Genomic DNA, 23,938 nt, shown 5'->3' on the forward strand with positions numbered 1-23,938 from the left:
GAGTCATCATGGCGCCATCGCGTATCGCCCTCGTCACGGGGGCCAATCAGGGAGTCGGGTTCCAGGTCGCACGGGAACTCGTCGCGAACGGCGTCACCGTGCTCCTGGGGTCACGTGACTTCGCCCGAGGTCAGGCCGCGGCTGAGCAGATCGGCGACGGTGCACTTCCGATCCAGATCGACGTGACCGATACGGCATCCATCGCCGCAGCTGCGCAGCGCGTCGAGGATGAGTTCGGCCGTCTCGACCTGCTCGTCAACAACGCCGGCATCTCACGCGCCGGCCATGGCGGTGGCGACTTCCTCGAGGACTACGCAGCCGCGAACAAGGCGAGCACCGCCTCGTTGGATGAGATCCGAACGGTTTGGGAGACCAATGTGTTCGGCACTCTCGCGGTGTATCAGGCGATGATTCCGCTCTTGCGAAAGTCGTCGGACGCGCGGATCGTGAACGTGTCGAGCGGCGTCGGATCCCTTGCCACCAACGCTGACCCGGCGTATCCGTATCACTCGATGTTCGGGCCGGTGTACCCGGCATCGAAAGCTGCCGAGAACGCGATCACTCTGGCGATCATGGTCGAGTTGGAGTCGACGGACATCAAGGTCAACCTGGTGTCGCCGGCCTTCACTGCCACCAACCTCAACGGCTTCGCCGGCACCGAATCGGTGGAGGACGGCTCGCGGGAGGTCGTTCGTGTCTGCCTGCTGGGTCCGGACGGTCCGACCGGTACATTCACCAGATGGGAGAACACCAGCATCCCCTGGTGAATACTGACCGCATGAGCGATCAGACCAGCGAATCGGGGTCAGTCGGCGCCTGGGCCAAGCGGTACTACTACGCCAACCGGGCGGCCGTCGAGGCAGTGCTGCGCCAGCAGGGGATCGGTTCGACGCAGTGGGCGCTGCTCTGCGAGCTCATCTCGAACGGCCCGACTTCGCAACGCGACCTCGGCCGCGCCCTGCATCTGGAGCGCGCAAGCCTCAGCGGCATCGTGGCGACCCTCATTCGCAAAGGACTCGTCGAGCAGGCGCCATCGGCGACGGATCAACGCCAGAAGCTCGTCATGCTGACCGACGCCGGCCGCGCCATGTGGAGTGCAGTGCCCGATCCGTTCGAAGAGGTTCGTGGGGTCGCGCTGGTCGGTCTGAACACCGACGACATCGCGACGGCCGTCCGCGTCTTGCGAGCAGCAACCGAACGGGTGGAAGGCCACACCTTCGGGACGTGACGCCACAGAGCCAGGTCAGCTCGTCGCGTGAACGTGGGGACTGTACGGTACGCGCAGCGTGTCGGCGAACCGTCCGAAGAGCGACTCGTCGCCCTCGAGGTGCACGGCACCGGTCGTGATCGCGGTCTGGGCATCCAGTTCACCGGCGAGCAGATCGCGGATCTGCGGTCCGGCCGTGATGATCAGGTCCGCATTCTCGGCCGCTCCTGGGTCGACAGTGATGGTGCCGTCGCGCATCAGCACGTGCACCTCGACATCGCCCACGTGCACCGAATAGGTCGTATTCCAGTCTTGCGGCACGATGCGCTCGCCGGCCGCGACGCGGAGGGCGGCGGTGATGGATGCCGTGGTCACGATCTCTCCTTCGCGCGGCATCCGCATGCCGCCAGCGCCCCATCGCGACAGCGCGTCCAGCGCAGGTCCGAGTTCCTCGCCGCGGGGCGTGAGCGCATAGACGACCGAACGGTCGGCCCCGGAGGGAAGCGTGCGGGCGACGAGTCCCTCGTCTTCGAGCTCCTTCAACCGCGAGGCCAAGGTGTTCGTCGGGATGCCCGGAAGGCCGGTTGTCAGGTCGGAGTAGCGCCGTGGCCAGACGCTCAGGTCGCGCAGGATCAGTAGCGTCCAGCGCTGTCCGATGATCTCCGCCGCGCGCGCCAACCCGCAGAACTGGCCGTAGTGCTGGTTCGTCATGTATTTCACAATACCACTTGACTGCATAATTTGCAGTGTGCTTTAGTTTTTGCAGCACCTCCAATGAAGGAGAGAGACATGACCGACACCATCGCCCGCTCCGACGTCGAGCCTGCGCCGGCATCCACCGCCAGCCTCACGGTGCGCAACCGCACCGCGCTGGGGTTACTGCTCGCCGCCGTCTTCGTCGTGTTCCTGAACGAGACGATGATGGGCGTCGCGCTACCGCGTATTCAAGAAGCCCTGCACATCGATGCGACGAAGGGCCAGTGGCTGACGACCGCGTTCGCGCTCACGATGGCCGTGGTCATCCCGATCACAGGATGGCTGATGCAGCGGCTCAACACCCGCCCGGTCTTCGTCGTCGCAATGTCGAGCTTCGTTGTCGGCACTGTCGTCGCCGCGCTGTCGCCGGTGTTCGAGGCGCTGGTGGTGGGTCGGGTCATCCAAGCGATCGGCACCGCGATCATGATGCCGCTCATGATGACCACGGTGATGACGATCGTTCCCGAAGAGGAACGAGGACGCGTTATGGGGCGCGTCTCGATCGTCATGTCGGTGGCACCCGCCGTCGGACCGATCGTGTCGGGCGCGCTCATCCAGGTGCTGCCGTGGCAGGGCCTGTTCTGGGTGATGCTGCCCATCGCAGTCACGATGCTCATCATCGGGGCACGCCGAGTACCGAATGTCTCGGAGATCAGGAAGGTGCCACTCGACATGTCGTCGGTGATCCTGGCGGCGCTCGCCTTCTCTGCCCTCGTGTTCGGTCTGAGCCAGATCGGAGCCGCCGCGGCCGGTGAGGCAGCCGTTCAGCCCTGGATCCCGATCGTCGTCGGACTGGTGACGCTCGGCTTCTTCGGCTGGCGGCAGATCGTGCTTCAGCGCACGGACTCGGCCCTGCTCGACCTGCGGACCTTCCTCTCGCGAGACTTCGCGGTCTCGGTCACCATGATGGCGGCCGCGATGGTGTCACTGTTCGGCGCATTCATCGTGCTGCCGCAGTTCGCGCGGTACACGCTCGGCCTCGAGCCACTCTGGGTGGGTGCGATCCTGTTGCCGGGCGGGCTCCTGATGGGTCTCGCCGGGCCCACCGTCGGGCGGCTGTACGACCGATTCGGCCCGCGGCCGCTGGTCATCCCAGGGTCCATCGGCCTGGCCGTGTCGCTGTGGACCCTGGCCATCGGCCTCGGGGAGGGCTCCTCGTGGGTGGTGCTCCTCGGCGCGCACATCGTGTTGATGCTGTCCCTCGCCTTCCTGTTCACCCCGGCGTTCAGTTCGTCGCTCGGCTCGCTCCCGCCGCAGCTGTACTCGCACGGCAGTGCCACCATCGCCACGCTGCAACAGGTCGCTGGAGCTGCCGGGACGGCGATCTTCGTCGCGCTCTACGCGACCGGGGTCGCGGCAACGGGGGATGCGAACCCCGACCTGCCATCGCCTGCGGCGGCAGCTGAGGGCTCGCACCTCGCGTTCCTCGCCGGCGGCATCCTCTCGCTCGCGGTGATCGCCCTCGCACTGTTCGTCCGCAAGCCCGCTGTGACGGAGCCCCCGTTGCACTGATCTGCAAGAACTGAACGAAAGGAAGAGAACCATGACAACCTACCTGCACGCGGTGTCCTCCCTGGATGGCTACATCGCCGACGACAATGACGACGTGGGCTCGCTCCACGACTGGTACTTCAACGGCGATCATCCGATCGTCGACGAGGACCACCCCGAAGTGCACGGTTCGCCGTTCCAGGTCTCGGCGGCATCCGTCGACTACGTCAGCGGCATGTGGTCTCGCCAGAAGGTCGTGGTGATCGGCCGCCGTCTCTTCGATCTCACCAATGGTTGGGAGGGGCACCCGGCGGCGAGTGATCACGTCGTCGTCGTGTCGCACCGGCCGAAGCCGGAAGGCTGGCATCCGGATGCCCCGTACGAGTTCGCCACCTCGGTCGAGGATGCTCTCGTCCGAGCTCATCGCCTGGCAGGTGGCGGCGACATCGGTGTGACCGCCGGCGACATCGGTGGCCAGGCCCTCGCCCTTGGGCTGATCGACCACGTTGCCATCGACATCGCCCCTGTCGTGTTCGGCCACGGCAAACCGTATTTCGGATCATTCGCCGGCGCCCACCAGCTTCTCGAGGATCCAGACGTGGTCATCCAGGGAGAACGTGTGCTGCATCTGCGGTACCCGGTGCGCAAGAACTGAACCATCACGTGAACACCGAGGAAGGAGAACACCATGGAACGCGACAGCGGTGACGAGAATGCGCAACGGAACGAAGGTCTGCGGGACGTCATCTTGTACATGTCGATGTCGCTGGACGGGTTCGTCGCGAGCGAGCGCGAGCATCCAGGCATGGCGATCCCTGAGAGTGCTGAGCTGAAGAAGTGGAAACTCGACCGGATCAGCAAGGCGGGAGCTCATCTCATGGGTCGTGCCACCTACCAAGAGATGTCGTCCGCCTGGCCCACATCGAACGACCCATACGCAGCGCCGATGAACAGCATTCCCAAGGTCGTGTTCTCGACGACACTCAGAGACGAGGATGCGACGTGGCCCGAAACCAGGGTCGCGCGGCGCGACCTCGCCACCGAGATCGCCGGCAGCACTGTTCGACCAGGTGCCGGAATCACGGCACCTCGATCTGGTCGAGAGCATGCCGTTCCCCGACGGTGTGGTCGTGAACGTCTATCGACCTGTCGGCCGACCGTAATACCGTCCCGTCTACCGACTGAGGTTCGACCGAGTAGACCTCCGCCAGTTCCTCGTCACAGACCCCCCTAGACGTGATTCCAGCGACGCAGGCGCTCCGGGTAGAGGCGAATCCACACCACGCTGATCAGGTGCGCTGAGAAGTCGATCGTCATCGCGGCGATCGCCTCGCCGTGGCGGCGGAGCATCAGACCGGCCTGTGCGTTCACGGCGCTCTCCTCGACGACGACATCGGGTTGAGTCGCGAGTCCGTGCACCAGCACCATCAGGGCTTCGTCGACCCCACGAATGACCTTGATCATCGGCTCGACGGTGCCGCCGCCATCGACGACCACGGCGACATCCGGGGCCAGCAGCGACCTCAGCCGTGCGGAGTCAGCGCCGACGCCGGCGACGCGGAACTCGTGCACCGCCCGGTGGTGCAAGGGGCGCACCAACCAGCGCCGTGTTGCCGCGAATCGCGACGGGGCATCCGTGCTCGGGGTTCTGGTTGTCTCTTTCGACGTCAGTGTCATGACGCGCCTCCACCCGGCGGGCTCGAAAACGCCGGGTCAGTATTTAAGACAGGATGCACGCCCACAATGTGACACGGAGCGTCAGGGAGCAGGTTCCAGACGAATCGTCGAGGCTGCGGTCGTCGATCTGTGTCGGCCGAGTGGCTATCGAGGCAGCCTGACGACCTGTCCCGCGAACGCGAATCCGCCGCCGAATCCGAAGAGCAAGGCGAGACCGCCGCGGGGAAGCTCACCACGGTGCCACGCCTTCGAGAGGCCGAGCGGCACGCTGGCCGCCGAGGTGTTCCCCGACTCCTCGATGTCGTGGATCACAATGTGGCGCTCGGTCGCACCGATCGCCTTGGCGAGCGGCTCGATCAGACGCAGATTCGCCTGGTGAAACGCGATCACATCGATGTCGTCGATCGTGACGCCAGCGGTCTCGAGTGCCCGCCGAACGTGCGGTGCGGCCTTGGTCAGCGCCCAGCGCATGATGCTCTGGCCGTCCTGCGAGAACACCTGAGGGTCACCGTCGATCACGACGGCGTCGGTCATTCCGGGCACGGAGCCCCAGACCACGGGTGAGATCTCCGGCTCCTCGGATGCCGTGAGCACCGCCGCTCCCGCCCCGTCGGCAGTGAGGATGCATGTGCGCCGATCCGTCCAGTCCGTCACGTCGGAGAGTCGCTCCGCCCCGATCACCAGTGCGCTGTCCGCCGTGCCGGCGCTGATCGCCTGATCGGCGATGGCGACGGCGTGTTCGAAGCCGGAGCAGGCCGTGTTGATGTCGATGACGGCAGGCCCCGGCATCCCGAGATTCGCGGCGACGCGTGCCGCGGTGAACGGTGTGCGGTCCACGAGCGTTGTCGACGCCACGACCACCAACGAGACGGTGTCGAGCCCGGCGTCTGCCAGGGCCATGCGTGCGGCCTCGGTGGCCATGTACGCGACGGTCTCGTCTGGCCCCGCGATGTGTCGCTCTCGGATGCCGGTGCGAGTGCGGATCCACTCGTCGCTCGTGTCGACGCTCCTGGCCAGTTCTTCGTTGGTGAGCACGCGCTTCGGCTGGTAGTGTCCGAGCCCGGTCAACTGCGATTCGCGCAGAGTAGGTGTACGCATGCCTCGACTCTAGGGACAGTTGCATTCTGTGCGGGGCCGCTGGGTACATTCGGCGTCCCGAAGCCGAATCTGCAGCAGACGGAGTTGTGGGACCCGAGCGGTGGCGGGCGCTGGCGAGAACGGCGTCGGATTCAGCCGATGACGACCTCGTCGGCGACCCGGATCGTGCCTCCGATGCCGGACCCATCGCCGACCGTGCCGCTCGCACCGGGGAGGATGAGCAGGCGGCCGAGCGTCGGCTCTCGCTGACCGAGGCGGCCGGTCAGCGTGGTCAGCACCTTCGCATCCCGTGCTCCGCTGTCGGGGTTCGCGTGCGTCGCGAGGCACCGCACGATCGGGCCGGCCGCGGCGAGACGCACGTCGCCGATGCGGACCTCGCCCTCCCAGCTCAGCTCGCCCCACGCCTCCACGCCATCGATCACCACGTTCGAGCGAAACCGACGGTCGTCGATGGTCTGCCTAAGTGCGGCACTCAGCGCACCTACACTCGCCCGGCTGTGCACCGAAACGTAACCGCGCGACCGGTCCTGGAAGCGCGACCGGACACCATCGCCGACGAGCGTCAACGGAAGCCGCCCGGGCCGGGCCAGGCGCTTGCCCTCGGGAGAGGAGAGCACGAACGCGGTCACGGCCTCGGTGATCGCGGCGCGGCCGTCCTCGTCCAGCCCTCCCTCGACCAGAGTCTTGCCATCATGCTCGATCCGCACGCGCGCGGTCGCGTCGTCGTACGCCAGGCGCAACGCGGCGAGCCCAGGGAACGACTCCAGAGCCAGCCCCTTCGACTTGGGCCAATAATCCAAACCATCCCGGTCCTCGGGCGTCGCGGCCGCGGCGAAGCGAAACGCGAGCACCCTGTCTCCGGCGATCCGGCCGTCCGTCTGCACGGTCAACGCATCCAGTGATTCGGGAGTGAAGCCCTTCACGGGGTAGCGGTAGAGCGCGACGACATGAGGCATCTGCCCATCCTCGCAGGCTCCTCGGACGGCCCCGACGCCGGAGGTCGGTGCCCGACCGCACGGCATCCCGTCTCACAAGGAGCCTCACAGGCGTCGCTGACTGTCGGGTTCTCCGCGGTGGAGCATGTTTCGTCGCTGTTCGCGTGCGGACGCGCCTCGAGTCACGGCGCCTCGTCGGTGCGCTCCTCGTCGGCATGCTCATCCTGTTTCCCTTGACCTTCGCCAGCAACATCTTCGTCGACCCGAACACTCTTCCCGGATGGCTGCACGCATTCGTGAACGTCAACCCGATCACGCAGCTCGTGACCGCCGAGCGCGGTCTGATGAACGGCACTGCCGCCGGTGACCAGATCATCTGGGTGCTCGTTGCCGCGGCCGCACTCACGATCGTGTTCGCTCCGCCGACGGTGCTCATCTACCGCAACAAGCGCTGAGACGACACCCGGACGCCGAAACGAAAGCGGAGATCGTCACAGTCCCGACTCGTGTGCTGCTGACACCTCCCGGGGTATGTTGACCGGGGACGCTACGACGGGGGTAGACGTGAAGATGCGCGGTGCGCGGTGGGCAGGTTTGGGCGGCCTCGGGCTGGTGTGCACGGCATTGGTCGTGCTCGGTCAATCGGGAGCCGCGTTCGCGGCGACAAGCACCGTGCCGGCCGCCCAGTACACGGATGCCGACCCTGCGGTGCTCCCCGCGGGGTCCGGTTCGAGCTGGGGTACCCCGGGGTCGGTCACGTTCCCCGACGCTCTCGACTTCTCGACGCTGCCCGCAACGACCGAGACCGCCCGTGCCGGCGCCGTGCTCCCGCCGGGTGCTCCGGCCGGATGCACGCGTGAGATTCTCGGCGTCTCCCTGACGGTCCTCTTCGGCGGATCGGCAGCGACCCCGAATCCCGGCGCGATGACCTTGGCGTTGAGCAACGACTCCCAGGCATCCGTCGACGACGACGTCACCTATTCGGCGAACCTCTTCCACCCGGCGGGCTATCCGGGTGGGGCGGGAGTCGCCATCCCGAACGTCGCCGAGACCTTCACGGCGACTTTCGACGACCCGCAGCCGGTGGCCGGTGTCGCCGCGATCCTGTCCCTCGACACGCGGGAGAGCCCGACCTGGACCATCCAGGACTTCTCCTTCGAGGCGAACGACATCTGCCAGCCGACCATCGCCGGCACCCCGACCGCGGCCACGGTCGGGCAAGGCTATTCGTTCACCCCGACCGTCACGAACGCGACGGGAGGCACGTACGCCATCACGGCAGGAGTGCTGCCGACCGGGCTCTCGCTCGATCCCGCGACGGGCACCATCGCGGGTACCCCAACCAACTCGGGGACCTACCAGGTCACCGAGTCGGTGACGACCTCGGCGGGAACGGCCGACATCGCGCTCACCATCGACGTCGTATCCGCGGCCGTTTCGATGCCTACTCCTACCCCGACGCCGCCCGCGGCAGCGGCGACGCCGCCGACCTCGGGCGGACCGTCACTCGCCGATTCCGGAAGCGACGCGTGGCCGTTCCTCGGCGTCGGCACCATCGCGCTGGTCCTCGGCGTCGTCGCGGTGACGATCGGGTGTCGTCGTCGCTCCGCGGAATGACCGGCGAGCGGATGTCCATGCCGCGTGATCGATAGCGGAATACTCGGCCGCTCGCTAAAGTTGAGTTAATCAGACTCAAGTTTTCGGCATGCTGTCGTTCGTGCGGTGTTGGAGCGAGGTCCCCGTCGGGCCGAGCTGGACCGGACGGATCGGTTGCGGCATCCGGAACTCTCACAGACATCCGCCACCATGCGGGAAGGACAGGACACAGATGGCGAACATGCAGGGTGCACCCTCCAGCCAGGAGGACCAGAAGAGCGCGCTCGAACAGTACGGAATCGACCTCACGGAGCTTGCCAAGGCGGGCAAGCTCGATCCCGTGATCGGTCGCGACTCCGAGATCCGTCGCGTCAGCCAGGTGCTGACGAGGCGCACCAAGAACAACCCGGTGCTGATCGGCGAACCCGGCGTCGGCAAGACGGCCGTCGTCGAGGGCCTCGCTCAGCGCATCGTCGCGGGCGACGTCGCCGAGTCGCTGAAGAACAAGCGGCTGGTGTCGCTCGACATCTCCGCTTTGGTTGCAGGCGCGATGTACCGCGGCCAGTTCGAGGAGCGGCTCAAGGCGGTGCTCAAAGAGGTCGACGAGTCGAACGGCGAGGTCATCACGTTCGTCGACGAGTTGCACCTGCTCATGGGTGCCGGCGGTGGCGAGGGGTCGGTCGCGGCATCCAACATGCTCAAGCCGATGCTCGCGCGCGGTGAGTTGCGCCTGATCGGTGCGACGACACTCGACGAGTATCGCGAGTACATCGAGAAGGATGCCGCGCTCGAGCGACGCTTTCAGCAGGTGTACGTGGGCGAGCCGAGCGTCGAGGACACGATCGCGATCCTCCGTGGGCTCAAGGGGCGCTACGAGGCGCACCACGGCGTGACGATCTCGGATGCCGCGCTGGTGGCATCCGCAGCACTGTCCAACCGTTACATCACGTCGCGGCAGTTGCCCGACAAGGCGATCGACTTGATCGACGAGGCGATGAGCCGCCTGAAGATGGAGATCGACTCGTCGCCGGTCGAGATCGACCAGCTCAAGCGCCAGGTCGACCGTATGAAGCTCGAGGAACTCGCCCTCAAGAAGGAGAAGGACGACGCGTCGAAGGAGCGTCTCGCCAAGCTGCGCGAGGAGCTCGTCACCCACGAGCGCGAGCTCTCGGAGCTCGAGGCGCGCTGGGCTCGTGAGCGAATGAGCCTCAACCGCGTCGGCGACCTCAAGAAGAAGCTCGACGGAGCGGTCACCGAGCGGGATCGCGCGCTGCGCGAGGCGAACTATGCCAAGGCATCCAAGCTCGAATACGAGACCATCAAGCAGCTCGAGCGCGATCTCGCGGAGGCCGAGCAGGCCGAGGATGCGCCGGACGAGCCGCGCATGGTGAACGAACAGGTCACCGAAGAAGACATCGCGGCGGTGATCGCGGCGTGGACGGGCATCCCGGTCGGGCGCCTCATGCAGGGCGAGACCGAGAAGCTGCTGAACCTGGAGAACGAGCTCGGCAAGCGACTGATCGGCCAGAAGCGTGCGGTGCACGCGGTGGCGGATGCCGTGCGTCGCTCCCGCGCTGGCATCAGCGACCCGAATCGGCCGACCGGGTCGTTCCTCTTCCTCGGTCCGACGGGCGTCGGCAAGACCGAGCTGGCGAAGGCGCTCGCGGAGTTCCTCTTCGACGACGAGCACGCCATGGTGCGCATCGACATGTCGGAGTACGGCGAGAAGCACACCGTCTCGCGTCTGGTCGGCGCCCCTCCCGGCTATATCGGATATGAGCAGGGTGGACAGCTCACCGAGGCCGTGCGTCGCCGTCCCTACGGCGTGATCCTGCTCGACGAGGTCGAGAAGGCGCATCCGGAGGTGTTCGACATTCTGCTGCAGGTGCTCGACGACGGACGTCTCACCGACGGCCAGGGTCGCACTGTCGACTTTCGCAATACCATCCTGATTCTCACCTCGAACCTCGGATCGCAGGTGCTCGTCGATCCGTCGTTGTCATGGACCGAGAAGGAGGGCGAGGTGCAGGCGCTCGTGCGTCAGGCGTTCAAGCCCGAGTTCGTCAACCGGCTCGACGACATCGTGGTGTTCTCGGCGCTCAGTGAGGAAGAGCTCGGCGAGATCGTCTCGCTCTACATCGACCGGCTGCAGGCGCGGCTGCATGAGCGTCGTCTCGAGCTGGGTGTCACACCGGATGCCCGTTCCTGGCTCGCCGAGCGCGGCTACGACCCGATCTACGGGGCGCGTCCGTTGCGACGCCTGATGCAGCATGAGATCGACGACCGTCTCGCGACTTCCCTGCTGGAGGGGCGCATCCGAGACGGCAGCGTCGTGCGCGTCGATCTCGCGGTCGACGGCGACCACCTCGAGGTCACCCCCGTCGAGTAGCGCCTCCCGTTGGTCGAGTAGCGCGCGGCGAAGCCGCACGCGTATCGAGACCCGTTCGCGGTTGCACTGGAGGACCTCGATACGCGTCCGCTGCGCGGGCGCTACTGGATCAGCGGGGGCGCTGTCGAGTAGTGGTGGCGAACGTCTCGAGAAGAACGTCCGCCAGCGCCGCCGGAGCCTCTTGCGCGACGTAGTGGCCGACGCCGTCCAGCTGGACGGCGGTCGGCTCCTGCGTGGCGACGCTGCGGAACGCCGCATGGGTGAAGCCGCCGCCGCGGGAGCCGATTGTGGTCACCGGCATCCGCAGGGGAACGCTCTGTGCAAGCGCGCGGAGCTCGTCCCCCTCCGTGAGCATGCCACGGTAGAGTCCCGCGGCACCCGAGAATCCGCCGGCCCTGCCGTAGGTGAGAGCGAACTCGGTAACGTCGTCGGGGCCGACTGCCGCAGCGGATACTCCGTAGAGCGGGTACAGATACTCCCCGATGAAGGCGCTCGCTTGCCTCTCGAAGAGAAGACCGGCGACGCCGGGGGATGCCAGGGCACCGATGTACCAGACACCACCATGAGTGACATCCGCGAGGTGCTCTGCCCCGAAGCCCGCGATGCCGGACTCGATCGCGGTGAGGCCGATGACGTCGCCGGGATGCGTCGCGGCGAGCCGGAAGACCGTGCCGCCGCTGACATCCTGTCCCACCACATGCATCGCCCCAACGGCCAGGTGCTCGATCAGCGCGTGAAGATCGTCGGCGGCGACTGCGCTCGAGTAGTTCTCATCGGCGACATCCGAATCGCCGAATCCACGCAGGTCGACCGCGTAGACGCGGTGATGTGCGGCGAGAAGCGGGATGAGCTTGCGGAACGCCCACCACGTTTCGGGGAATCCGTGCACGAGGAGCACCGGAGTGCCGTCGTCTCCGGCTGTGACGTAGTGCAGGCGCGTGCCATTGACCGCCGCGGTCTCGTGCCGCACGCCGGCGATGGTTGTTCGGTCGGGTTTCATCTGCGCCTCCTGGCGAACTACGGAAGTAAGACAACCAGGTTGTCACAGATTCACGATATAGACAACCATATTGTCGATCTGATCGATGTCGCTACGATTGGCGCATGTCTCGAGGTGGTGCCGACCTGGCGTTGCTGCTTCTCGCTGGGTTCCGCTTCATGGCAGAGGAGGCGACTCTCCGGCTCGCCGAGCGCGGTTACCCCGGGGTCCGCCCCGCCCATGATTTCGCGCTGCGTGCCGTGGCGGCCGGCGCCGGGTCGGTCTCCGAGGTGGGTCGACGCACGTCGGTCTCGAAGCAGGCGGCAGCGAAGACCGTCGCGGCTCTGGAAGAGGGCGGCTACGTTCGTCGCAGCCCCGATCCGGGCGACGGTCGACGAGCGCGCCTGGTGGTGACGGATCGCGGCCACTCGCTCATGCGCGACGGCGAGGCGGTGTTCGACGAGCTCCGGGCTCAGTGGGAATCCCTCGTGGGCGGCGACCGCATCGCCGACGTGCAGGATGCCCTGCAGCGGCTCCTCGGCACCGACGCTCCGCCGATGGTCGAGTAGCGCGGAGCGGGCACTACTCGATCGGCGGGGAGTCGCCGCTAGGCGTCGACGTCGTCGAGCCTCGCGATCACCACCTCGAGCAGGCGCGCGAGTTCGGCGCGCTCGGCGTCGCTGAGGTCTTGGAGCACGTCGGACTCGACGACATCCGACCCTCGGATCGCGAGACTGAACAGCTGCCAGCCCTCGTCGGTGAGGCTGATGAAGATGCGGGTGCGATTGCCGGCATCCGGCGTGCGTTCGATGAGCCCGCGCTCGGCCAGCTTGTCGAGGCGATGCGTCATGGATGACGGTGCCACGTTCGTGAGGTCCGCGAGCTGACTCGGCGTCAGCGATTCGCCTGCCTTCGCCAGTGCGGTGACCACCGACCACTCACCGGCGGCGACATCGAGGTCGGCGAGTTGTCTGTCGTACCACTGGTCGAGCTTCTTCGTGAGACTCTGCACCGCCGTGATCACGCGCTGGACCGATTCTTCGCCGCCCGCTGCGACGTAGGTCGCGACCGCCTGGCGGTGGAGCTCCGGTGCGCTCGGTGTCTTTTTCGCCATACGGGAATTCTCGCATGTCTACTTCGGTTGCTAATATTTCGATGTCGAACAGTTCGTGTTCGAATCCTACGTCGTCGAAGTCTTACCAGCGCCACGAGGAGGTGCCATCATGCGCGCGATGCTTCTCGTGCTCGCATCAGCCATCGGATCACTGGGGTGGGGTGCCGTGCTCCCCTATCAGTACGCCTACGCCGCTGACACCCGCGGATGGGGTGCGCTCGTCGCGGCCGGGGCATCCTCACTGTTCTCGGTCGGCGCTCTGGTCGCGGCGCCGTTGGCGGGTCGCCTCGCCGACCGTTTCAACCCCGTCACCGTTGTCGTCGTCTCGCAACTGATCGGCGCTGCGGCCGTCGGGTCCCTGGTCTTCGTCGACCAGCCAGCGCTGTTCCTGGCCGGGATGCTCGTGTTCGGCCTCGGCCTCTCGGCTGCCGTTCCCGCGAAGCAGGTGCTCGCGCTGAACTGGTCGTCCGGCGCCGATCGTCGCAAGATCTTCGCCTACAAGTTCACCGGTGAGTCCCTCGGCATGGCCGCCGGCGCGTTCCTCGCCGGCTTGGTCGTCGACCTGAACCGCACGAACGGCCTCGACATCGGATTTCTGATGGCGGCGGCCGGCTTCGTGCTGGCGTCCGGGATCATCGGGCTCGCCGGAGCACGGTTCTGGGCGGGTCGTACGCCGATCGCAGGCGCGCGGGCGGCCTCGGATGCCGCGGCGCAGGCATCCGCTCGCTCGGTCGGCGCTGTGGAGGCCGAGACCGGTGCGATCGCGGTCATCGACCGAGACGAAGCGGATGCCGGAGGCCGGCGCGTCGGTGGCGCCCTGCGCGCGATCTTCGCCGAGCCCGCCATGCGGTGGACGGCCATCGTCACGGTCACGCTCGCGCTCGGCTTCTATGCCCAGTTCGAGTCCGGCCTGCCGGCATACGCGCTGACGACGCTGCGCGTGGATCCGTCGGCGATCGGCACGGCGGCGGCGGTCAACTGCCTCGTGATCGTCGCTATCCAGGTCGTCGTCGTGAAGCTCACGGCCAAGCGCACCGCGCCGGTGCTGCTCATGGCAGTCGGCGGTATCTGGGCGCTTTCATGGGTCATCCTCTCGGCCGCGCAGTTCATGCCGGGCATCGCCTCTGCGCTGTTCGTCATGACGTACGGCGTCTTCGCCGTCGGCGAGACGATCTACAGCCCGGTGCTCAACCCGCTCACGGCCTCGCTCGCGCCGAAGGGGATGGTGGGGCAGACGCTCGGCACCGTCGCCGCGCTGCAGACCGCGTTCTCGGCGGCCGGACCGCTCGTGGCAGGGGTGCTGCTCGGGGCCGGGCTGGCGGACGCGTTCCTCGGCATCCACCTCGCGATCAGCCTTGTGGCGGTGTTCGCGGCATGGCGGCTGCGGCGTGCGCTGATCGCCAGGACCGAGCGCGAGGAGAAGTTCACACGACGCACGGGCCGGAGTTCCACAGCACCGGACGTCGCCGGCGGGCGTCAGGCCGCGACGTCGGCGCGCGGCACGACGAGCAACCGTCCGGCGCGACCGGTCACGGTGAACCCGACCCGCTCGAGGAAGCCGCGGCAGTCCTGACTGCCGGCGTCGGCCGGTAGCCAGATCTGGCATCGGTGCTCGTCGGCGATGCGTGCAAGACGGTGCATGGCACGGGTGCCGATTCCGCGGCCGCGGTGATCGCCGAGCACGCAGAGCTGCACGAGCTGGATGCCCCCGCCGCGCATCACGGTGAGCAGGCGCCCGCAGAGTGTGCCGTCGCACTCGATCGCCAGGTCGACGGCGTCCGGGAATTCCGCACGCACGCGCATCCGCTGCTCGACGTATTGCATCGATGCCAGCGCATCCCGCGTTCCCGCGTCGACGGCGAGCGTCGCGATCTCGTCTGCATACACCTGCTGGAAGAGCCTGAAGAGGGCGGGGCCGTCGCTGTCGGCGACCGGCCGGTACCGCAGTTGATCTGTGGCTATCACGGACGCCGACCGGCGAGGCGACGGGACGACGAGCGGCGCGGGCGCGCTGAGGCGGCGATGAACAGCTGGGCGTCGGGGAGGTCGGGTTTCTCCGTCGCGCAGAGCCGGTACACACCGGCGGGCGGACGTGCGGAGCTGACGGTGAACATGAGGCCGAAGCGGGTGTCGGAATCCGCTCGGTCGTTGCCGAGCGACTCGACCGACGCGAGGGTGAGGGCGAAGTGCCCGTACTCGCTGGCGGCGTCGAAATGTGCGCCGACGGCATCCGCGTAGTCGTCCCGTAGCGGCTCGGATGCCTGCGCGACGGCCGGCACGATCGTTCCGGCCATGGCCACCCCGGCGTACTGCGGCGACCCGGCCAGGATGACGGTGCGGCGCGTCACCGCGCGCGGTCCCCCAATGTTTCGTTTCCCCATGTCGTCGCTCCCCCAGCGTTAATCGACAAAGTCTGCACGTCACCTTAGGGCCGACAACGGGGCGAGCGAAAGACCCCGGCGCCTCGGATTTCGCAGTTTCTCAAACCTGAACGGCGTGTCGCGGTCGATGGCCGTCGTGTGCAGGACGGCCAAATGTTCGCGCCATCACCACGACAGCGCAAATGGCGCTGTTGTGGTGAGGGTGTGCGTCTGCGACTACGGCTGTGGCCGACGCGTCGTCCTAGGCTCGAAGCATGCGCGCGACTGTGATGTACGGCGAACGTGACGTTCGCCTCGAAGATGTGCCGGACCCCGAGCTGACGACGGGGCACGATGCGATCGTGCGAGTCGTCGCCTCGTGCGTCTGCGGTTCGGATCTGTGGGGCTACCGCGGTGTCGTCCCCACCGAGCGCCCGCGGCGCATGGGTCACGAGTTCGTCGGCATCGTGGAGCGCACCGGCGCCGCCGTCTCGGGGATCGAGGACGGCGACTTCGTGATCGCCTCGTTCTACGACTGCGACTACACGTGCGAGAACTGCCGCAACGGCTTCAGCTCGTCGTGCCTCGAGCTGGGCTGGTATCACGGCTGCCAGGCCGAGCTCGTACGTGTGCCGCACGCCGACGGGTCCCTCGTCGTCGTGCCGCAGGATCGCCTGACCGACGCGCTGGTTCCGCACCTTCTCACCCTCGCGGATGTCATGGGCACCGGCCATCACGCCGTGCACGTCGCCGAGGTGCACGAGGGCAGCACGGTCGCCGTGGTCGGCGACGGCGCCGTCGGGCTGTGCGCCGTGGTCGCGGCGAAGCGGCTCGGGGCATCCCGCATCGTGGCCATGTCACGCAACCCCGAGCGCCAGCAGCTCGCCCGCGACTTCGGTGCGACCGAGATCGTCGAGCAGCGCGGCGAAGAGGGTGCGCGCATCGTCAAGGAGATGTTCGGCGGCATCGGCCCTGACGCGGTGGTCGAAGCGGTCGGCACCGCCGAATCGATGGATCAGGCGCTGCGCTCCGTGCGCCCAGGTGGCTTCGTCGGCTACGTCGGAGTGCCGAACGGCGGGCCGCAGCTGCCCGTGCGCCAGCTGTTCGACAACAACACCAAGGTGGCGGGCGGCATGGCTCCGGTGCGCAACTACGCGGACGAGCTGCTGGTGGACATCCTGAACGGTTCGATCGAGCCGGGGCGGGTCTTCGATCTCGAGCTGCCGTTGTCCGAGGTGGCCGAGGGCTACGCGGCGATGGACGAGCGTCGCGCGATCAAGTCCCTGCTGCGTCCGTGAGCGACGCCCGTCAAGAGGATGCCCGCCCGGTCGCGATCGTGACCGGCGGCTCCCGCGGCATCGGAGCTGCGATCGTGCTGCGTCTGGCACGGGCGGGGTACGACGTCGTCGCCACGTACCGGACGGATGCGGATGCTGCGGAGCGGGTCGCGGCATCCGCTCGCGAAGCGGGTGCGTCGGTCGAATTCGTGCAGGCGGACCTGGGCGACGATGACGGCATCGAAGCGCCCTTCGCTGTGGCGCGCGAACGCTTCGGCCGCCTCGACGCCCTCGTCAACAACGCGGCGGTCACGACGCGCTTCGCACGGCTCGCCGCGACGCCCGTCGACGAGATCAGGCGAACGATCGACGTGGACTTCACCGCGACGGTGCTGGGCTGCCGGCGAGCGGTGCAGGAGTTCACGCGCAGCGGCACGGCCGGCGTCATCGTTAACATCTCGTCGGGAGCGGCAACGATCGGCAGCCCTGGCGAGTATGCGCACTACGCGGCGGCGAAGGCTGCGGTGGACGCGTTCACGATGGGGCTCGGCAAAGAGGTCGGGCCCCTCGGCATCCGCGTCGTCGCCGTTGCGCCGGGGCTCGTCGACACGGAGTTGCACGCGACGACCGGCGATCCGGGCCGAGTCGAGCGGATGACTCCCGGCATTCCGATCGGACGCCCCGCTGCGGCGGATGAGATCGCGTCCGCCGTGCAATGGGTGCTCAGTGAAGACGCGTCGTACGTGACCGCGACGACATTGCGGGTGGCCGGCGGGCGCTGACGCACGCCACGACAAGAGCCGACGGGTGATGCGCATTTACGCTAGCGCGTAATTACGCTATGGTGTAAATATGCCGGATGCAGCGAGTGACCAACTCAGCACCGTGTTCTTCGCGCTCGCCGACCCGACCAGACGTTCGATCCTTGCGCGGCTGGCCGAAGGGCCGGCGAGCATCGGCGAGCTCGCGGCTCCGTTCCACCTCTCGCTGGCGACCGTCTCGCGGCACATCACGCTGCTCGAGCGGGCCGGACTGGTGGGCAAGGAGCGCAACGCCCAGTGGCGCACCGTGCATCTGCACGCGGCCCGGCTCGAAGAAGCGGACGCCTGGCTCGCACCGTATCGCGCGTTCTTCGACCAGCGCTTCGATGCGCTCGAAACCCATCTGAAGTCGATGAAGACCACAACGGAGGAATGATCATGACCACGACACTCTTCGGCCAGACTCTGACCGAGGCGACCCGCGGGTTCACGTTGACCCGTGTACTGGATGCCTCGCCGGAGCTTGCCTACCGCGCCTGGACAGACGCGGCTCACCTCGCCTGGTTCTTCAATCCGGGCCGACCCGTTCCCGACGAGCACATCGAGGCCGACGCGCGACCGGGCGGAGTCTTCCGCGTGATGATGGACGAGAGCGAGGACAAGCGCTACTGGTCGGGAGGGCGCTATCTCGAACTCGTGCCCGGCGAGCGGATCGTCTTCGAGTGGGGCGCAAGCGGCGGCTGGCCCGACCTCGACGAGATCCCGCCGGAGCGGCGCATCGTCTGCACGATCGCTCTGGCGCCGGTCGGCGACGGCTCGCAGACCGAGCACGTCTTCACCTGCGCATTCCCGACATCCATGACCGACGAGGAGATCGCATCCTGGGTCGCCGTCGGCATGCGAGAGGGTTGGGCCAACACGATCGGCCGGCTGGTGGCCTGAGAAGCCTCGCCGCCACGACCCGTAAAGTGGAGAGCTGATCGGGAGGTGGCGGATGTCTGACCCCGATGCCGCACCCTCTGTGCTGCTGGCCGGACGTTATCGACTGGCCGATGCGCTGGGGCGCGGCGGAATGTCCACGGTCTACGGCGCTTGGGACGAGAAGCTCGGGCGACCGGTGGCGGTCAAGGTCTTCAGCGCAGACGGCGCCATCGCGTCGGATCGCAAGCGCCGGTTGCGCGAGGCGCGTGTTCTCGCGTCGGCGAGCCATCCGCACCTTGTCACGCTTTTCGATGCCGAGTGGCCGGATGATGCCGAGGGCAGGCATCCCGCGTTCCTCGTGATGCAGTTGATCGAGGGTGAGTCGCTGCGCAGGCGGATCGATCGACTCGGACCCGACCGGGATCTCGCCGTGCGTGTGGCAGCCGAGCTCGGCCAGGCTCTCGATTACCTGCACGCGCGGGGAATCGTGCATCGAGACATCAAGCCGGAGAACATCCTGATCGAGGATGCCGGCGGCTCGATCATGCTGGTCGACTTCGGCATCGCCCAGCTCAGCGGGAATGAGCAGTTGACGACGGCCGGCATGGTGCTCGGGACCGCCGCCTATCTCAGCCCGGAGCAGGTGTCCGGTGGCCAGGTCGGACCGGCGACCGATGTGTACTCGCTCGGCCTGGTCGTCTTGGAGTGCTTGACGGGTCGCCGGGAGTTTCCTGGATCCACGGTGGAGTCGAGCGTCGCCCGGCTCGCGCGGGATCCGGTTCTGCCTTCGGGGCTCTCGGTCGGCTGGAACGACTTGCTCGGGTCGATGATGGCGCGGGATGCCGGCGAGCGTCCGTCGGCGGCGCAGGTCGCGGCATCCGTCGAATCGCTGCGCCGAAGCGGAGACTTGCCGGCGATCGATGAGCAGTCGACGGTGATCATGCCCACGCTGCCGCTGCCGTCAGCGCAGGATGCGCCGACCATGCGCATGTCGTCCGCCGACGAGGTCGAGCAATCGGCACCGACCGCGAAGCACCCGCACCGCCGACGCCTTGCCGTGGTGCTCGCTGTCGCGCTCGCCGCTGCGGTGGTCATCGCCGGAGCCGTCGTATGGACCTCGCTGGATGCCCAACAGCGTCAGGCGCAGCCCGTTCCGCTCCCCACCGTCATCGTGACGGTATCTCCGACGCTTTCACCGACCGAGACGACGGTGCCCGCGCCGACCAAGGTCGGCCACGGGCACGAGAAGCAGAAGAAGAACAAGAAGAACGGCAACGATCAGGGCGATGACGGCTGAGCTCGTTCGAACAGCTGAGGTCGTTCGGACAGTTGAGCGCGATTCGAACGACTGACACGCGCCGCCGCCGCAAGGGCATCCGGCGGCGGCGCGGAACTACGCCACGTGAGTGGCGGGAAGACTACGCGTTGACGATCAGGATCTCGTCGAGCGGACGACGCGTGCGAGGCGCGCGCTCGCGGTCGCGGGTGCTTTCGGGCAGGCTCTCGACATCGCCCAGCAGCCCGACAGCGGTGATGCTGATCGGTTCGAAGCGGTCCTCGACGCCGAAGGCCGAACGGATGCCGTTCACCTCGAAGCCGCCCATCTGGTGCACGTGCAGCCCTTCGTGGTGTGCCTGCACGCTGAAGTGCGCGAGCGCCTGACCGAGGTCGTACTGCGCCCAGCGCATCGGCTGGCCCTCGGCGTTCACGTTCTCCGCGAGCCCGACGATGAGTGCTCCGGCGTTCACGGCCCACACTTGGTTGAAGCCCATCAGGTTCGCGACGATCGTGTCGAACTCGGGAGTTCCACGGCGGGCGACGATGAAGCGCCACGGCTGCGTGTTGGCGGCGGACGGGGACCAGCGTGCCGCCTCGAGAGCGGCGACGAGCTTCGTCTCGTCGACAGCGACATCCGAGTCGTAGGCACGAGGGCTGAAGCGGTTGGCGAGCACCTCGTTGATCGGGGTGCTGGTCTGGGCGGTGCGGTCGTTGTCGAGCGTCAGGGACACGGGACTCCTCGATGATGGTGCGGATAAGTGTGTCGGCGACGCTGCCGCTGCCGCGCTCTCGCACGGTCACTGCATGCGAACGCATGCACGGGGCATCCTATTCCGGCGCCCCATGGATGGGCTGGCAGACTACGAGCCGAAAGCAGGCGGCAGCCTCAGCACTCGACGACGTTGACCGCGAGTCCGGCGGCGCTCGTCTCCTTGTACATGTCGCTCATGTCGGCGCCGGTCTGGCGCATGGTCTCGATGGCGACGTCGAGCGGCACGATGTGCCGGCCGTCGCCGTTGAGGGCGAGTCGCGCGGCCGAGACCGCGGTCGACGACGCGATGGCGTTGCGCTCGATGCACGGAATCTGCACCAGCCCGCCGACCGGATCACAGGTGAGCCCGAGGTGATGCTCGACCGCGATCTCCGCCGCGTTCTCCACCTGCGCCGGCGTTCCGCCGAGCACGGCGCACAGCCCAGCGGCGGCCATCGCGCAGGCGGATCCGACCTCGGCCTGACATCCGCCCTCGGCACCAGATATCGAGGCGTTCGCCTTGAGGATGCCGCCCACGGCCGCCGCGGTCAGCAGAAAGCGCTGAACGTCGGCATCCGTCGCCCGCGGGTTGAACCGCATGTGGTACTCGAGCACGGCGGGCAGGATGCCGGCCGCACCGTTCGTCGGCGCCGTCACGACGCGTCCGCCGGCGGCGTTCTCCTCGTTCACGGCGAGGGCGAAGGCGCGCATCCACTCGCCGGCGAGGTCAGGGAGGTCAGCGGGTGCCGCCTCGAGTCGTTCGCGCATGGCCGCGGCGCGGCGCGGAACGTGAAGGCCGCCAGGCAGCTCGCGGATGCCCGTGACGAGCCCGCGCTCCACGCTGCCGTGCATGGCGAGCCAGATGGCATCCAGTCCCGAACGCACGTCGGCTGCACTCCGCGCCCGGAGCTCAGCCCTCCAGGCGACGTCGCACATGTCGATGCCCTCACGCGCGCAGAGCGAGAGCAACTCGGCGGCGTTGGAGTACGCCCACTCGTCAGCGCGAGGCTCATCGTCGGTGGCGGCAGCGGGCTTGGTCGCGGTGGCAGGTTCGTCCGCGGTGGCAGGTTCGTCCGTCGTGGACTCTTCCTTGAGCCGCACGAAGCCGCCGCCGATCGAGAACCAGGTCTGCTCGAAGGCAGGTGCCGCCCCTCGGTCGTGTGCCGACCGGTCGCAAGTGTACGCGCGCAGGATGAGCGCGTTCGGGTGCTCGGGCATCCTGGTGCGGGGTTCGAACGTGATGTCGGAGGTGTCGAACGACACGGTCGGCCCCCCGGCGAGTGTCAGAGCGCCGTGGCCGGTGGCGCTCGCCCAGGCGCCGTGCACGTCGTCGGGATCGCACGTCTCCGGCTCGAGTCCGGCGAGTCCGGCGACGACCGCATCAGGGGTTCCGTGACCGACGCCGGTCGCGGCGAGCGAGCCGCAGAGCACACACGTGACGTGGGTCACGTCGGCGAGCAGTCCCCGGTCTTCGAGGGCGGACGCGAAGCGACGGGCGGCCCGCATCGGGCCGACGGTATGCGAGCTGGACGGGCCGATGCCGATTGAGAACAGCTCCAGCGCTGACACGTACACGGTCACATCACCAGTGTGCGCGTCGCGCCGCGAGTCGCCCCCCGAAGCTGTCCGGTATCCCGGACCTCGTTCCCCCGACGGAGAAGAACCCGCGAACGTCGACCCGGCACTGTATTGCCGAGCGGCCCCCGTATTCACGTGAATTGAAGGCCCGCTCAGCAATACAGTGCCGGGTCAACGGGGTGGGTCGAGGCTCAGTGCACCTGCGGCGCCGCCTCGCGGTCGCTGTCGGCGCGCACCCTGCTGCCCCACAGCGCGAAGAGCACGAATGCGATGAACACGAAGGCCGCGCCCCCGAGCACCGCTGCCGCCACGCCTCCGGTCTCTCCGCTGGTCGCCGTCACCGAGACGAACACCGTGGTGAGCGCGGCGACGCCGATGGATCCGCCGAGCTGCTGCATGGTCTGCAGCACGCTGGATGCCGCACTCACGTGCTCCTCCGGCGCGCGGTTCATCACCACAGAGGTGATGGGGGCGAAGGTCAGGCCGGCCCCGGCGCCCATCACGATGATCGGGCCGAGGATGCCCGTGACGAACGTGTCGTGCGAGTCCAGCCTGCTCAGCCACAGCAGTCCGCCCGCCAGAAGGGCGAGCCCGACTGCGCCCACGACCCACTCGCCGACCCGCGGCAGGAACCTCGGCGCGAGCTGGTTCGCGGTGACCAGCACGACGACGAACGGTAGCAGGGCGAGCCCGGTCGACAGCGGGTTGAAGTGCAGCACCTGCTGGGTGAACAGGGTGATGAAGTAGAAGAACGCGAACATCCCGGCCGGCACGAGCAGCATCGCCACGAGGGGTGCCGCGTTGCGTGGTCCGACGAAGAGCTGGAGCGGAACAACGGGGCTGTGGTGCCTGCGCTCGATGAGCACGAGCGTCACGAGCGAGACCACGGCGATGCCGAACGACGCCAGTGCGATCGGGTCCGTCCAGCCGGCGCTCGCCGCGGTCGTGAAGCCGTAGATCAGAGCGACCATGCCGATGGTGGATGCCACAGCACCGCCCACATCGAGCCGCGCGTGCTCCTTCTCCGTCTCACGCAGGAACATGACGGCCCCGACGACGATCAAGATGCCGACAGGCACGTTCACGAACATCACCCACTCCCAACCGAAGCCGGTGGTGAGAATGCCGCCCAGGATCAGGCCGATGGCGCCGCCGCTTCCCGCGGCCAGCACGAACAGCGCCATCGCACGGTTGCGCTGCTTGCCAGGCGTGGTGTTGGCCATCAGCAGAACCAGCGTGCTGGGTGCGGCGATCGCGGCGCCGATGCCCTGCACCACGCGCGCCACCACGAGCACGGTTGCGGTCGGAGCGAACCCGCCGGCGGCAGACGCGATGATGAACACCAGCGTGCCGATGATCAGCGCCCGCTTCGCGCCGATCATCGATCCGACCTTGCCGCTCAGCAGCATCAGGCCCGCGAAGGCCAGCGCGTATGCGGTGACGACCCAGGACAGGCCGACCGGCGTGAACTGCAGCGACTTCTGGATGTCGGGCAGCGCCACATTCACGATGCTCGCGTCGACCACCAGCATGAGCTGCGTCACGAACACGACGACGAGGCCGAGCGTGCGGAACTTCGGAGCGGAGGCGACCGACTGCGCCGGCAGTGATCCCGTTGGAGGAAGTTCGAGAGTTGCCTCTGACATGGATGGCGATCCGATCCCTAGTGGCGTACGGTGGCTATTCGGAGGAAGTCTCCTGTTAGGTCTGCAACGATACGGAGACTGTCTCCGTTTTGTCAATGGTGTGGCTGTTCGTCGTCGGCGAACG

Annotated in this window: 26 protein-coding genes; 15 read left to right on the plus strand and 11 right to left on the minus strand. The window is 67.5% G+C overall.

Features of this window, described 5'->3' with window-relative positions:
* Positions 1 to 8 precede the first annotated feature (8 nt).
* Both MJ603_RS01805 and MJ603_RS01810 read left to right on the plus strand, forming a co-directional pair.
* Positions 9 to 767 (plus strand): SDR family NAD(P)-dependent oxidoreductase, encoded by a 759-nt coding sequence (locus tag MJ603_RS01805; protein WP_243061950.1) that lies wholly within the window; start codon positions 9 to 11, stop codon positions 765 to 767.
* An 11-nt stretch (positions 768 to 778) separates the two neighbouring features.
* Complete coding sequence (locus MJ603_RS01810; RefSeq protein WP_243061951.1) at positions 779 to 1,228, plus strand: MarR family winged helix-turn-helix transcriptional regulator; 450 nt, start codon at positions 779 to 781, stop codon at positions 1,226 to 1,228.
* A gap of 15 nt (positions 1,229 to 1,243) precedes the next feature.
* On the opposite strand, the gene MJ603_RS01815 is transcribed toward MJ603_RS01810, so the two are convergent.
* Entirely contained in the window at positions 1,244 to 1,918 is a 675-nt protein-coding gene (locus MJ603_RS01815; protein ID WP_243061952.1) for a winged helix-turn-helix transcriptional regulator, read from the minus strand.
* A 63-nt stretch (positions 1,919 to 1,981) separates the two neighbouring features.
* On the opposite strand from MJ603_RS01815, the gene MJ603_RS01820 reads away from it, so the two are divergent.
* The 3 genes from MJ603_RS01820 (at position 1,982) to MJ603_RS18835 (ending at position 4,688) form a co-directional block, all read left to right on the plus strand.
* Positions 1,982 to 3,475 (plus strand): DHA2 family efflux MFS transporter permease subunit, encoded by a 1,494-nt coding sequence (locus MJ603_RS01820; RefSeq protein WP_374230781.1) that lies wholly within the window; start codon positions 1,982 to 1,984, stop codon positions 3,473 to 3,475.
* Between the two features lie 31 nt (positions 3,476 to 3,506).
* On the plus strand, positions 3,507 to 4,109 hold the full coding sequence (locus tag MJ603_RS01825) for a dihydrofolate reductase family protein (RefSeq protein WP_243061954.1): 603 nt from the start codon (positions 3,507 to 3,509) through the stop codon (positions 4,107 to 4,109).
* A gap of 105 nt (positions 4,110 to 4,214) precedes the next feature.
* A complete protein-coding gene (locus MJ603_RS18835; RefSeq protein WP_374230834.1) occupies positions 4,215 to 4,688 on the plus strand; it encodes a dihydrofolate reductase family protein in 474 nt (157 codons plus the stop codon).
* Here the strand turns inward: MJ603_RS18835 and MJ603_RS01830 are convergent.
* The 3 genes from MJ603_RS01830 to MJ603_RS01840 form a co-directional block, all read right to left on the minus strand.
* Complete coding sequence (locus MJ603_RS01830; RefSeq protein ID WP_243061955.1) at positions 4,685 to 5,131, minus strand: hypothetical protein; 447 nt, start codon at positions 5,129 to 5,131, stop codon at positions 4,685 to 4,687. The genes MJ603_RS18835 and MJ603_RS01830 overlap by 4 nt on opposite strands.
* A gap of 144 nt (positions 5,132 to 5,275) precedes the next feature.
* Positions 5,276 to 6,229: a beta-ketoacyl-ACP synthase 3 gene (locus MJ603_RS01835; protein WP_243061956.1), complete on the minus strand. Its 954-nt coding sequence runs from the start codon at positions 6,227 to 6,229 to the stop codon at positions 5,276 to 5,278.
* A 131-nt stretch (positions 6,230 to 6,360) separates the two neighbouring features.
* Positions 6,361 to 7,185 (minus strand): MOSC domain-containing protein, encoded by an 825-nt coding sequence (locus tag MJ603_RS01840; RefSeq protein WP_243061957.1) that lies wholly within the window; start codon positions 7,183 to 7,185, stop codon positions 6,361 to 6,363.
* 212 nt (positions 7,186 to 7,397) lie between these two features.
* Here MJ603_RS01840 and MJ603_RS01845 point away from each other — a divergent pair, with 212 nt between their 5' ends.
* The 3 genes from MJ603_RS01845 (at position 7,398) to MJ603_RS01855 (ending at position 11,149) form a co-directional block, all read left to right on the plus strand.
* Positions 7,398 to 7,619, plus strand: a complete 222-nt coding sequence (locus MJ603_RS01845; protein WP_243061958.1) for an ABC transporter permease — start codon at positions 7,398 to 7,400, stop codon at positions 7,617 to 7,619.
* Between the two features lie 115 nt (positions 7,620 to 7,734).
* Positions 7,735 to 8,781 (plus strand): Ig domain-containing protein, encoded by a 1,047-nt coding sequence (locus MJ603_RS01850; protein ID WP_243062703.1) that lies wholly within the window; start codon positions 7,735 to 7,737, stop codon positions 8,779 to 8,781.
* 211 nt (positions 8,782 to 8,992) lie between these two features.
* Positions 8,993 to 11,149 (plus strand): ATP-dependent Clp protease ATP-binding subunit, encoded by a 2,157-nt coding sequence (locus MJ603_RS01855; RefSeq protein WP_243061959.1) that lies wholly within the window; start codon positions 8,993 to 8,995, stop codon positions 11,147 to 11,149.
* Between the two features lie 109 nt (positions 11,150 to 11,258).
* On the opposite strand, the gene MJ603_RS01860 is transcribed toward MJ603_RS01855, so the two are convergent.
* Positions 11,259 to 12,149 carry an alpha/beta fold hydrolase gene (locus MJ603_RS01860; RefSeq protein WP_243061960.1) on the minus strand — a complete coding sequence of 297 codons (891 nt, stop codon included), beginning with the start codon at positions 12,147 to 12,149 and terminating at the stop codon, positions 11,259 to 11,261.
* Positions 12,150 to 12,253: 104 nt separating this feature from the next.
* Between MJ603_RS01860 and MJ603_RS01865 the strand changes: the two genes are divergently transcribed.
* Positions 12,254 to 12,697: a MarR family winged helix-turn-helix transcriptional regulator gene (locus MJ603_RS01865; protein WP_243061961.1), complete on the plus strand. Its 444-nt coding sequence runs from the start codon at positions 12,254 to 12,256 to the stop codon at positions 12,695 to 12,697.
* Between the two features lie 38 nt (positions 12,698 to 12,735).
* On the opposite strand, the gene MJ603_RS01870 is transcribed toward MJ603_RS01865, so the two are convergent.
* Positions 12,736 to 13,242 (minus strand): MarR family winged helix-turn-helix transcriptional regulator, encoded by a 507-nt coding sequence (locus MJ603_RS01870; protein ID WP_243061962.1) that lies wholly within the window; start codon positions 13,240 to 13,242, stop codon positions 12,736 to 12,738.
* 109 nt (positions 13,243 to 13,351) lie between these two features.
* On the opposite strand from MJ603_RS01870, the gene MJ603_RS01875 reads away from it, so the two are divergent.
* The gene (locus tag MJ603_RS01875) at positions 13,352 to 14,815 is read left to right on the plus strand and encodes an MFS transporter (RefSeq protein WP_243061963.1); all 1,464 of its coding nucleotides are present in this window, start codon (positions 13,352 to 13,354) and stop codon (positions 14,813 to 14,815) included.
* Here MJ603_RS01875 and MJ603_RS18700 read toward each other — a convergent pair.
* Both MJ603_RS18700 and MJ603_RS01885 read right to left on the minus strand, forming a co-directional pair.
* Positions 14,719 to 15,207, minus strand: a complete 489-nt coding sequence (locus MJ603_RS18700; RefSeq protein WP_243061964.1) for a GNAT family N-acetyltransferase — start codon at positions 15,205 to 15,207, stop codon at positions 14,719 to 14,721. The genes MJ603_RS01875 and MJ603_RS18700 overlap by 97 nt on opposite strands.
* Positions 15,204 to 15,623 (minus strand): hypothetical protein, encoded by a 420-nt coding sequence (locus MJ603_RS01885; RefSeq protein WP_243061965.1) that lies wholly within the window; start codon positions 15,621 to 15,623, stop codon positions 15,204 to 15,206. The genes MJ603_RS18700 and MJ603_RS01885 overlap by 4 nt, the downstream gene beginning before the upstream one ends.
* Positions 15,624 to 15,877: 254 nt before the next feature.
* On the opposite strand from MJ603_RS01885, the gene MJ603_RS01890 reads away from it, so the two are divergent.
* The 5 genes from MJ603_RS01890 (at position 15,878) to MJ603_RS01910 (ending at position 19,858) form a co-directional block, all read left to right on the plus strand.
* On the plus strand, positions 15,878 to 16,900 hold the full coding sequence (locus MJ603_RS01890; RefSeq protein ID WP_243061966.1) for a zinc-dependent alcohol dehydrogenase family protein: 1,023 nt from the start codon (positions 15,878 to 15,880) through the stop codon (positions 16,898 to 16,900).
* Complete coding sequence (locus MJ603_RS01895; RefSeq protein WP_243061967.1) at positions 16,897 to 17,661, plus strand: SDR family NAD(P)-dependent oxidoreductase; 765 nt, start codon at positions 16,897 to 16,899, stop codon at positions 17,659 to 17,661. The genes MJ603_RS01890 and MJ603_RS01895 overlap by 4 nt, the downstream gene beginning before the upstream one ends.
* A gap of 70 nt (positions 17,662 to 17,731) precedes the next feature.
* The gene (locus MJ603_RS01900) at positions 17,732 to 18,076 is read left to right on the plus strand and encodes a helix-turn-helix transcriptional regulator (protein WP_243061968.1); all 345 of its coding nucleotides are present in this window, start codon (positions 17,732 to 17,734) and stop codon (positions 18,074 to 18,076) included.
* A gap of 2 nt (positions 18,077 to 18,078) precedes the next feature.
* Positions 18,079 to 18,582 carry an SRPBCC domain-containing protein gene (locus MJ603_RS01905; RefSeq protein ID WP_243061969.1) on the plus strand — a complete coding sequence of 168 codons (504 nt, stop codon included), beginning with the start codon at positions 18,079 to 18,081 and terminating at the stop codon, positions 18,580 to 18,582.
* 52 nt (positions 18,583 to 18,634) lie between these two features.
* Entirely contained in the window at positions 18,635 to 19,858 is a 1,224-nt protein-coding gene (locus MJ603_RS01910) for a serine/threonine-protein kinase (RefSeq protein WP_243061970.1), read from the plus strand.
* A gap of 121 nt (positions 19,859 to 19,979) precedes the next feature.
* Here MJ603_RS01910 and MJ603_RS01915 read toward each other — a convergent pair whose 3' ends face one another.
* The 3 genes from MJ603_RS01915 to MJ603_RS01925 all read right to left on the minus strand — a co-directional run bounded on the left by MJ603_RS01915 (position 19,980) and on the right by MJ603_RS01925 (position 23,814).
* Positions 19,980 to 20,570 carry a nitroreductase family protein gene (locus tag MJ603_RS01915; RefSeq protein WP_374230782.1) on the minus strand — a complete coding sequence of 197 codons (591 nt, stop codon included), beginning with the start codon at positions 20,568 to 20,570 and terminating at the stop codon, positions 19,980 to 19,982.
* Positions 20,571 to 20,725: 155 nt separating this feature from the next.
* Positions 20,726 to 22,171, minus strand: coding sequence for an L-serine ammonia-lyase (locus MJ603_RS01920; protein ID WP_243061971.1), 1,446 nt, complete (start codon positions 22,169 to 22,171; stop codon positions 20,726 to 20,728).
* Between the two features lie 188 nt (positions 22,172 to 22,359).
* Positions 22,360 to 23,814, minus strand: a complete 1,455-nt coding sequence (locus MJ603_RS01925; protein WP_243061972.1) for an MFS transporter — start codon at positions 23,812 to 23,814, stop codon at positions 22,360 to 22,362.
* Positions 23,815 to 23,938: the final 124 nt, after the last annotated feature.

Source organism: Humibacter sp. RRB41 (genome assembly GCF_022761015.1).
Lineage (GTDB): Bacteria > Actinomycetota > Actinomycetes > Actinomycetales > Microbacteriaceae > Humibacter.

Bases quoted from the DNA above. Each gene is read 5' to 3' on its own strand.
- MJ603_RS01805 (WP_243061950.1), top strand. From the start codon at position 9: ATGGCGCCATCGCGTATCGCCCTCGTCACGGGGGCCAATCAGGGAGTC.
- MJ603_RS01810 (WP_243061951.1), top strand. From the start codon at position 779: ATGAGCGATCAGACCAGCGAATCGGGGTCAGTCGGCGCCTGGGCCAAG.
- MJ603_RS01815 (WP_243061952.1), bottom strand. From the start codon at position 1,918: ATGACGAACCAGCACTACGGCCAGTTCTGCGGGTTGGCGCGCGCGGCG.
- MJ603_RS01820 (WP_374230781.1), top strand. From the start codon at position 1,982: ATGAAGGAGAGAGACATGACCGACACCATCGCCCGCTCCGACGTCGAG.
- MJ603_RS01825 (WP_243061954.1), top strand. From the start codon at position 3,507: ATGACAACCTACCTGCACGCGGTGTCCTCCCTGGATGGCTACATCGCC.
- MJ603_RS18835 (WP_374230834.1), top strand. From the start codon at position 4,215: ATGTCGCTGGACGGGTTCGTCGCGAGCGAGCGCGAGCATCCAGGCATG.
- MJ603_RS01830 (WP_243061955.1), bottom strand. From the start codon at position 5,131: ATGACACTGACGTCGAAAGAGACAACCAGAACCCCGAGCACGGATGCC.
- MJ603_RS01835 (WP_243061956.1), bottom strand. From the start codon at position 6,229: ATGCGTACACCTACTCTGCGCGAATCGCAGTTGACCGGGCTCGGACAC.
- MJ603_RS01840 (WP_243061957.1), bottom strand. From the start codon at position 7,185: ATGCCTCATGTCGTCGCGCTCTACCGCTACCCCGTGAAGGGCTTCACT.
- MJ603_RS01850 (WP_243062703.1), top strand. From the start codon at position 7,735: ATGCGCGGTGCGCGGTGGGCAGGTTTGGGCGGCCTCGGGCTGGTGTGC.
- MJ603_RS01855 (WP_243061959.1), top strand. From the start codon at position 8,993: ATGGCGAACATGCAGGGTGCACCCTCCAGCCAGGAGGACCAGAAGAGC.
- MJ603_RS01860 (WP_243061960.1), bottom strand. From the start codon at position 12,149: ATGAAACCCGACCGAACAACCATCGCCGGCGTGCGGCACGAGACCGCG.
- MJ603_RS01865 (WP_243061961.1), top strand. From the start codon at position 12,254: ATGTCTCGAGGTGGTGCCGACCTGGCGTTGCTGCTTCTCGCTGGGTTC.
- MJ603_RS01870 (WP_243061962.1), bottom strand. From the start codon at position 13,242: ATGGCGAAAAAGACACCGAGCGCACCGGAGCTCCACCGCCAGGCGGTC.
- MJ603_RS01875 (WP_243061963.1), top strand. From the start codon at position 13,352: ATGCGCGCGATGCTTCTCGTGCTCGCATCAGCCATCGGATCACTGGGG.
- MJ603_RS01885 (WP_243061965.1), bottom strand. From the start codon at position 15,623: ATGGGGAAACGAAACATTGGGGGACCGCGCGCGGTGACGCGCCGCACC.
- MJ603_RS01890 (WP_243061966.1), top strand. From the start codon at position 15,878: ATGCGCGCGACTGTGATGTACGGCGAACGTGACGTTCGCCTCGAAGAT.
- MJ603_RS01900 (WP_243061968.1), top strand. From the start codon at position 17,732: ATGCCGGATGCAGCGAGTGACCAACTCAGCACCGTGTTCTTCGCGCTC.
- MJ603_RS01905 (WP_243061969.1), top strand. From the start codon at position 18,079: ATGACCACGACACTCTTCGGCCAGACTCTGACCGAGGCGACCCGCGGG.
- MJ603_RS01910 (WP_243061970.1), top strand. From the start codon at position 18,635: ATGTCTGACCCCGATGCCGCACCCTCTGTGCTGCTGGCCGGACGTTAT.
- MJ603_RS01925 (WP_243061972.1), bottom strand. From the start codon at position 23,814: ATGTCAGAGGCAACTCTCGAACTTCCTCCAACGGGATCACTGCCGGCG.